Genomic DNA, 7,769 nt, shown 5'->3' on the forward strand with positions numbered 1-7,769 from the left:
GGCATTTGAACCTGCCGTCGGACAGTTGCCAAGCCCACGTATAAGAGCACTTAGGACAACTTCTCATGACCAGAACATTCTACATGATCTGGTCCGATTTGGTTAGGTATTACCTTTGTAAAAGGGTCACAGACCCCCGGTTCCCCCAGAGTAATTGAAAGCGGTCCGGGGGGGGTGGGTCTGCGGCCCTTCTTCGGAAAGTCTCCCCGGAAGGGCCCGAATCGGAGTCTTACTCAAACGATACCGCAAGGAGGATGCGAGGACGAGATGGTTGAGAAGCTTAAGGAGGCCATACGCGACGTACCGGACTTCCCGAAAAAGGGTATACTCTTCAAGGACATAACCACGCTGTGCAAGGATCCGCTCTCGTTCCAGCGGATGGTGGATCTTCTTGGCCACCGCTACGTGGGCAAGGGTATAGAGCTTGTGGTGGGCATCGAGGCGAGGGGTTTTGTCGTGGGCTCGGCCCTCGCCTACAAGCTCGGCGCCGGCGTCGTCCTCGTGCGAAAGCCCGGCAAGCTCCCCCACAAGACGCACCGGGCCGCATACACGCTCGAGTACGGCGAGGACTCGCTCGAAATTCACCAGGACGCCATCGGCAAGGGCCAGCGCGTGCTCGTCGTCGACGACCTGCTGGCCACGGGCGGCACGGCCGCGGCCGTGGTTGAGCTTGTCGAGAAGTGCGGAGGCGAGATCCACGAGTGCGCCTTCGTCATAGAGCTCACCGACCTCAAGGGCGGGGAGAAACTCGCGCCCCACCCCTACTTCTCGCTGCTCCAGTTCTGAGGAATAGCGTTTGACCGTAGCGCCGGCCCTGAAAAGACTCATCCTGGGCGTGCTGCTGCTCGTGCTCGGCGCCGCCCTCTTCGTCGCCACCGCCATAGCGATCTTTCCGGCGCGCCTGGTGGAGGAATGGGTCAAGGAGGCTGCCGCCGCAAGGACCGGCCTCACCATCGACAGCGACCCCTTCCACAGAAGCCCGCCCCTCGGCATCGGCGCCACAAGGCTCGCCATAAGGCGCGGCGACGCCGAGCTCTTCACCATCGACAGACTCAGCGTCAGGCTCCTGCCCCTCTCCCTGCTCTCGGGCGCAGCCGCGGCGGCCGTCGAGGGCTACGCCGCAGGCGGCGCCATAGGCGGTACGGTATCGCTGCGTCCCGGCGGCCTCGCCGCGGACCTCGCCATAAGCGGCCTCGACCTCCACGCCGTCGGCGCCGCAAGGGCCGCCGGCATCGAGCTCGGCGGAAAGGCGGATGGAGCGATAGATGTCTCCATAGGGGCCGACGGCTGCCCCTCCGGGACCGTGACGCTCGACATCGACGGCCTCGACGTGAAGGGACTCGATATCGCCGGCTTCGCTCTCCCGCTGAGCGATGTGGAGAGCGCGGGGCTGCGGGGCTTCTTCGAGGAGGGGTGCAGGTTCGTGGTCGAGGGCCTGTGGCTCGAGCAGCGGGACCTCTCGGCGAGGGTGGAAGGCGTTGTGACCATAAGACGGCCCTATGTCGACAGTCCCGTCTCTCTCACGCTTGAGCTGACGCCCAGGGGCGCGCTTGTCGAGAACGGCGGGCTCGCCCTGCTGCTCGGCCTCTACCGCAAGTCGGCAAACTTCTACTCCATCCCCATAGGAGGCACCATAGGCCGCCCGGTGGTGGGAGGACGATGACCGGTCCGAGACGGGAAAGTCTCCCCAAGTGAAGTGGCTCGGAGCTTGCCATGGATTGTGAGCGCACCGTCACCGCCTCGGCGCAAGGGAAGCGAGCCAGACGAGAACGGGCAGGAACTCGAGCCTGCCCGCCCACATGAGAAAGATGAGAACGCCCTTGAGCGCCGGCGGCAGCTGCGGCGAGACTATCCCCGACGACAGCCCCACGGTTCCCGCCGCGCTCGTCACCTCGAAGAACGCCGCCGACGGCTCGAAGCCCGCCGCCACGAAGACGACGGCCGAGATCACGATGAAGAAGGCGTAGAGCGCCGTCACGTGGAAGACGGAGGCCGTCTGGCGGGCCGCCCGCTCCTGTTTGCCGGGCATCACCACCTCGGCCGGATACTGCTCGTACCTGAGGCGCTCTGCTATGCTGCGGACGATCCAGCCCAGGCGCACGAGCTTTATGCCCCCCGAGGTGGAGCCCATGGAGCCGCCGACGAACATCGCCGCCGTGAGCACCGTCACGCCGAGGGGGCCGAAGGCCGCCGGCTCCATCCTCTGGTACCCTGTGGTCGTCTGGGCCGAGAACGTTATGAAGAGCGACTCCCAGAATCCCGCCCCTGAGCCCGCGGCGATGAGGGCCGCGCAGGCGAGCGCAAGGCCGACGAGCAAGAGCACCTGCCTGTCCGAGGCCACGGCAAGGAGCACGGCGGCAGCCGGAGCGCGCCCCCCTCTTCCGGCCGCCCAGGCGCGGCCGTAGAGGATGAAGTTCACGGCGCCGAGGCACATTATGAGCGTCAACGCTGCGGCCGCCCCGTCCCCCAGCTCCCCTGCGCCGCCGGCGTGGACGGCGAACCCGCCGGTGGACACGCCGGCCATGGTATAGCAGAGGGCGTTGAAGAGACCGGCGCCGCAGGCGAGAAGCAGGGCCGTCGAGACGGCCGTGACGGCCAGGTAGGTGAAGACCACGGTCTGCACGTGGGTGGCTATCCTCGGAAAGATCTTTTCGCCCTCCTTGACTTCATCCTTGAGGAGCATGAGGGCCGGCCTGCCCGAGACGAGCAGCAGGCTCACCGTCACGGCCACGAACCCCATGCCGCCGATCCACTGGCTCAGGGCCCTGTGGAAGAGTATGGACGCCGGCGCCGTCTCCACGTCGAGGAGGGTGAAGCCCGTCGTGGTAAAGCCGCTCATGGACTCGAACCAGGCATCGAGCACGGGCATGGAGGAGAGGAATACAAAGGGCGGAGCGCCGGCGACACTGGCAAGCAGAAAGGATAGGGAGGCCGTGGCGGCGGCGTCGAGGGCCGTGACCTCCCGTTCCGGGACGGAGCTGTAGAGCCGGCGGCCGAGGACGGCGAAGAGGACGCCACAGCCGGCGTAGAAGAGGGCGGACGACTCGCCGGCGAAGAGGGCCGCGAGAGAGGTGGTCCCGTAGGCCGCCGCCATCACCATGAGGACGCCGCCGAGGTACTTGAAGACGACCCTGTAACGTACTCTGTCCATCTTGTCGCCGGGGTAGAGGCGGCCCCGCCCTTCCTCCGCAAAGCTCCCTTCCCCACCTTTTCGCCGTGGCCGGCAGCGGCGGCCGGCTCATCTTCCCGTCTGTATCTTCACCTCCCGCCACACGTAGTCAAATCCCGTGTAGACCGTGAAGGCCGCCGTCACGGCGACGAGGGCGCGGTAGAGGAGGTCCGGGGCGCCCGCGGTCATCATGGCGTATACGACCGTCGATATCTGCAATACCGTAGTGACCTTTCCGGCCATGGAGGGGACGATCCTCACGACCCTGCCCGCGAGCTCGAGCCACTTTATGCCCACCATTATCACGATGTCGCGCAGGATGACGAGGGCGCAGAGCCAGGCCGGTATCATGTCCTTGGCCGCAAGGGCCACGAAGGCCGAGACGAGCAGCATCTTGTCGGCTATGGGGTCCATGTAGGCCCCGAGGTCGGTCTTCTGGCCGAAGGTCCTGGCGATGAAGCCGTCGAGCGCGTCGGTCAGCCCCGCCGCGGCGAAGACAACGAGGGCCGTCCAGGTCCTCTCTTCCACCACCAGGTAGATGAAGACCGGAACGAGCAGCATCCTCAGCAGCGTAAGCAGGTTCGGTATGTTGAGAACCCTCAGCGGAGCCATTCGAAGTAGGTCCTCTCTGGCTTGTGCTCCTTTCTCTCAAGGAGGGTGGTGAAGGCCATGTCGACGATCCGCTGCACCCGCGGCTCGAAGGTGCCGAGGATGGCGATCTCCATCGTCTCCCTGTCGAACGTCAGGTCCCACTCCTTGGTCTCGTAGGAGGCGCTCCAGAGAAGCCCGCCGTCTTTCGAGTAGAGCTCGAAGGAGGTGCGCAGCGTAAGTGAACCGTATATGGCGAGCATGGACTTGTCCCACTCGTCGATGACCACGCGCATAAAGGCCTCCGTACCGAGAAGCCGGCACTTGCCGGCCGGGTCGAGCTCGTCGAAGCGGCTTCGGCCGTAGGCGGCGATGGCGGCGTCCGTCTCGTCGGCCGCCGCCGCGGCGTAGGACATGGAGCGCAGCTTCTGTATCGTCACCTCACGGAAGAGGACGGCGGCGGCGGGGTTCCGCTCTCGCACGGCGTGGCCCCACTCGACGGGGAGCACGGCCACCGAGGCCGGGGCCAGTGCGCCGTAGTGCTCGACGATGGTGTACTCCACGGGGTTTGCGCAGCCCCAGAGGGCCGCCGCGAGTATGACGGCGAGTGCCGATCTTGCTGTGCTGCTCTTCACCTCGAAAGGGCTCCCTTCCACATATACACGACCCGCAGGTACGGGGGCGGCCCTACTTCTCCGCGGCCCTGCCCGCGGCCTTGAGCACCACCCTGTCGGGGGAGGAGGGGACGAGGAAGTACCCCGGACCGACCGCCTCGGCGAGCGCTTCCTTGAACTTGTAGACGTTTCCCTTGACAACGGCGCCGACCGTTATCCTTCCGGGATAGAAGGAGCGGTACGAGAGGTCGGTCACCATGTCGAGACGCCATATGAGCTCCCGTATCCTCTCGTACTCGCGGTAGTCCCGCACGTCGAGCAGCACGATCTCCATGTCCGTGGACTTCTCCTTCTTTATGGACGTCATGGCCCGCACGTCCTTCTTGAGCCTGCCCACGTCGATCTTGGCCTCTATCCAGATGTGATAGCGCTCCACCCCCTCGGTGCCCGGTCCGTCGCGCACGGGGTCCACCACCGGCGAGGCGCCGTCGAGGTGGGTTATCCATCCCCTGGAGAGGATGCGGTAGTTGATGATGTAGTCGCTCACGTCGGCGTAGACGGTGCTCTCCAGTATCTTCGCGTAGGTGGCGATGGTCTCGGGCTTCATGAATGTGTCGAGCCCGGCCTTGACCGCCTTTTTCAGTGCGTCGTCGAGGGCGTACATCCTCGTCTTCGATTCGTCGGCGAGCCGCTCGTGCGAGCCTTCGGCCCTTATCTCCATCACCGACTGGGCCTTGGCGGACGGCGACGGCAGGGCTGCGAGCACGAGGGCGGCCGCCGCCGCTGCAAGCTCTCTCTTCATGTCCCGAGGTGTCTCCTTACTTCGTTCATGATCGCGGCCTTCCCGTCCGGCGGCAGCCGCACCGCGCCGCGCTCCCGCCTGAACCACGTGATCTGGCGGCGCGCATAGGCCTTGGTGTTCCTCTTTATGAGCGTCTTCGTCTCCTCGATGCCCGCCCCTCCGGCGAGGTGTTCGATCACTTCCTTATATCCCAGACTGCGCAGCGCTTTCAAGTCGGCGCTGTAGCCGGCCTCCAGCAGCGCCCTGGCCTCGTCGACCAGCCCCTCGGCGATCATCCGCTCCACCCTGTCGTCTATGGCCTGGTAGAGGGCCCGGCGTTCGGGCTCCACGACGATAGTGAGGGCGTCGAAGCGGGAGGCGGCGAAGCGGTGGCTTCGCTGGAGCCGCGAGATCGGGGTGCCCGTGAGGCTGTAGACCTCGAGGGCCCGTACCACCCTCCTTACGTTGTTGGGGTGTATGCGCGAGGCCGCCTCCGGGTCGACCCTCCCGAGCATGGCGTGGAGCGCTTCCGGCCCCTCGCTCTTCGCCACCAGCTCAAGACGCTCCCGAAGCCCCCGGTCCCCGGGCGGAGCCGCCGCCAGACCGCCGAGAAGGGCCCTTATGTAGAGGCCCGTGCCGCCCACCACAAAGGGGACCGCGCCGCGCGAGGCGATCTCCTCGACCGCGGCGCCTGCCTGCGCGGCGTAGCGGGCCGCGTCATAGGACTCGTCTGGGTCGGCCACGTCGATCATGTGGTGGCGCACCTCGGCCCTTTGCTCCGCCGTGGGCTTTGCCGTGCCGATGTCCAGGCGGCGGTAGACCTGCACCGAGTCGGCGCCGACAATCTCGCCGCCCACCAGCCCGGCGAGCTCCACGGCGAGGGCCGTCTTGCCCGACGCCGTGGGGCCCGCTATGACGACTATCTTCGGTCTCCGCTCCATCCGTCATCAAGGGGAGGAACCTTTTGCGGCGCCGTCCCGCCCGCCGCGGGGTCAGGCCCCCCTGAGTTCGATGAGCGTCAGCTCGGGCGGACAGTTTATGCGCACCGGCGCCATCACAACTCCGAGACCCCGCGAGACGTAGACCTGCGTGCGGCCGGTGCGGACCAGTCCGCCCCTGTACTTCTGGCCGTAGCGCGAGTAGGTGACCGGCGCGAATCCGAAGGGCAGGCGCACCTGCCCTCCGTGGGTGTGGCCCGAGAGGACGAGGTCCACCCTCGGCTCTTCTCCCAGCGCCTCGGCGTAGTCGGGGTTGTGGGAGAGGAGGATGCGCGGCGTAGTGCTCTCCACGCCATCGAGCGCCGCCGCCGCGTCGGGCCTTCCCTCGTAGAGGTCTTCCACGCCGGCAACGCACAGCGGCGCCCCCGCGCGCTCCACCAGGGCGTGCGAGTTTTCGAGCACCCTTATGCCCGCGCCGGCGAGCCCCTCCCTCACGCCGCCGGCGTCCACCCAGTGGTCGTGGTTGCCGAGCACGGCGAAGACGCCGAGGGGGGCGCGCAGCCGCGCAAGGCTTGCGGCCGCCGGGGCGATGTACTCAGGCGAGCGCGATACGAAGTCGCCCGTCAGCGCCGCCACGTCGGCGCCGAGGCCGTTGGCCGCGGCGACGGCCCTGTCCAGCATCCCGATGCCCACCATGGGGCCGTGGTGGGTGTCGGTGAGAAGGCAGATCCTCAGTCCCTCGAGCTGCGGTGCGAGGTCCTCGATAGTGACCTCGACACGCTCGACGACGATGCGCGATCTCCAGAGGAAGAGCCCGTCCGCGGCCAGGGCCGAGGCGCCGAGCCAGAGCCCGCCCTTGAGAAAGGCCCTTCGCGTGAGCACCCCGCCGCTCATCTCCTGAAGAAGGCGTCCACCTCGGCCCTGGTGAAGCGTCTCACCACCGGCCTTCCGTGGGGACAGTGGCCCGAGAGGTCAGTGACGGCCAGGTCGCGCAGGAGAGCCCTCGCGCCCTCGGCCGTGACGGTCCCGGCTCCCCGGACCACGCTGTGGCATGCCGCTCTCATGAGGACCGACTCCACGGCGGCCTCGGCCCGGGCGCTGCCGCCGGCGGCGGCGAGCTCGACGGCCATGTCCCTCACCAGGGCGGCGCAGTCCCTCTCGGCAAGCAGGGCCGGAACGGCCTTGAGGATGAAGCTCTCGCCTCCAGAGAGGGAGGGGCCGAAGGGTTCGATGACGAAGCCGAGCCTGTCGAGGGTCTCCGAGGCGGCGACGAGGGCGTCGCGCTCCTGCGCCGTCGTCTCTATGCGCTGGGGAAGCAGCAGCATCTGGGCCTTGACCGCGCCCTCGCGCAGGGACCTGCGAAGCCGCTCGAAGGCCACGCGCTCGGCTGCGCCGTGGCGGTCGATGATATAGAAGGCGTCGGAGCGCTGGGTGACGATGAACTCGCCCCAGAGATCCCCCCGGAACTCCATCTCCAGGAACTCGGCGTTTACGACCTCGCCTTGCGGGCCGCCCGTCGCAACGAGGGGAAGGCCGGGCTTGCGACTCTCCACGGCGCCGCCGCCGGGCGGAGGCGGAGGCGCCGCCCACCTCCCGGCCGCGCGGTAGGAGCTCCTCGTCTCCCACGCCCTTGTCCTCTCCGAAGGCGCGGCGGGGAGTACCCCCCCGCCGCCGCCCCC

General features: G+C 67.4%; 9 protein-coding genes. 2 read left to right on the forward strand and 7 right to left on the reverse strand.

What is annotated here, in order from left to right:
- Positions 1-267 precede the first annotated feature (267 nt).
- Together ENJ37_06020 and gspN are read left to right on the forward strand one after the other, a co-directional pair.
- Positions 268-786, forward strand: a complete 519-nt coding sequence (locus ENJ37_06020) for an adenine phosphoribosyltransferase (GenBank protein HHL40042.1) — start codon at positions 268-270, stop codon at positions 784-786.
- Positions 787-796: 10 nt separating this feature from the next.
- Positions 797-1,663: a type II secretion system protein GspN gene (gene gspN, locus ENJ37_06025; GenBank protein ID HHL40043.1), complete on the forward strand. Its 867-nt coding sequence runs from the start codon at positions 797-799 to the stop codon at positions 1,661-1,663.
- Positions 1,664-1,732: 69 nt separating this feature from the next.
- Here the strand turns inward: gspN and ENJ37_06030 are convergent, their stop codons facing one another.
- From ENJ37_06030 to ENJ37_06060, 7 genes are all read right to left on the reverse strand, one after another.
- The gene (locus tag ENJ37_06030) at positions 1,733-3,151 is read right to left on the reverse strand and encodes a TrkH family potassium uptake protein (protein ID HHL40044.1); all 1,419 of its coding nucleotides are present in this window, start codon (positions 3,149-3,151) and stop codon (positions 1,733-1,735) included.
- An 87-nt stretch (positions 3,152-3,238) separates the two neighbouring features.
- Positions 3,239-3,781 carry a CDP-alcohol phosphatidyltransferase family protein gene (locus tag ENJ37_06035; GenBank protein ID HHL40045.1) on the reverse strand — a complete coding sequence of 181 codons (543 nt, stop codon included), beginning with the start codon at positions 3,779-3,781 and terminating at the stop codon, positions 3,239-3,241.
- Positions 3,769-4,392 (reverse strand): hypothetical protein, encoded by a 624-nt coding sequence (locus ENJ37_06040; protein ID HHL40046.1) that lies wholly within the window; start codon positions 4,390-4,392, stop codon positions 3,769-3,771. The genes ENJ37_06035 and ENJ37_06040 overlap by 13 nt, the downstream gene beginning before the upstream one ends.
- A gap of 52 nt (positions 4,393-4,444) precedes the next feature.
- Entirely contained in the window at positions 4,445-5,173 is a 729-nt protein-coding gene (locus ENJ37_06045; GenBank protein HHL40047.1) for a hypothetical protein, read from the reverse strand.
- Entirely contained in the window at positions 5,170-6,093 is a 924-nt protein-coding gene (gene miaA / locus ENJ37_06050) for a tRNA (adenosine(37)-N6)-dimethylallyltransferase MiaA (protein HHL40048.1), read from the reverse strand. The genes ENJ37_06045 and miaA overlap by 4 nt, the downstream gene beginning before the upstream one ends.
- A 51-nt stretch (positions 6,094-6,144) precedes the next feature.
- Complete coding sequence (locus ENJ37_06055) at positions 6,145-6,984, reverse strand: metallophosphoesterase (protein ID HHL40049.1); 840 nt, start codon at positions 6,982-6,984, stop codon at positions 6,145-6,147.
- Positions 6,981-7,643: a hypothetical protein gene (locus ENJ37_06060; protein HHL40050.1), complete on the reverse strand. Its 663-nt coding sequence runs from the start codon at positions 7,641-7,643 to the stop codon at positions 6,981-6,983. Before ENJ37_06060 ends, ENJ37_06055 begins: the two co-directional genes overlap by 4 nt.
- Positions 7,644-7,769: the final 126 nt, after the last annotated feature.

It is taken from the genome of Deltaproteobacteria bacterium, from assembly GCA_011375175.1.
Classification (GTDB): domain Bacteria; phylum Desulfobacterota; class GWC2-55-46; order GWC2-55-46; family DRME01; genus DRME01.

Coding starts and splice junctions, on each gene's coding strand:
- ENJ37_06020 (HHL40042.1), top strand. CDS start 268: ATGGTTGAGAAGCTTAAGGAGGCCATACGCGACGTACCGGACTTCCCG.
- ENJ37_06030 (HHL40044.1), bottom strand. CDS start 3,151: ATGGACAGAGTACGTTACAGGGTCGTCTTCAAGTACCTCGGCGGCGTC.
- ENJ37_06035 (HHL40045.1), bottom strand. CDS start 3,781: ATGGCTCCGCTGAGGGTTCTCAACATACCGAACCTGCTTACGCTGCTG.
- ENJ37_06045 (HHL40047.1), bottom strand. CDS start 5,173: ATGAAGAGAGAGCTTGCAGCGGCGGCGGCCGCCCTCGTGCTCGCAGCC.
- miaA (HHL40048.1), bottom strand. CDS start 6,093: ATGGAGCGGAGACCGAAGATAGTCGTCATAGCGGGCCCCACGGCGTCG.
- ENJ37_06055 (HHL40049.1), bottom strand. CDS start 6,984: ATGAGCGGCGGGGTGCTCACGCGAAGGGCCTTTCTCAAGGGCGGGCTC.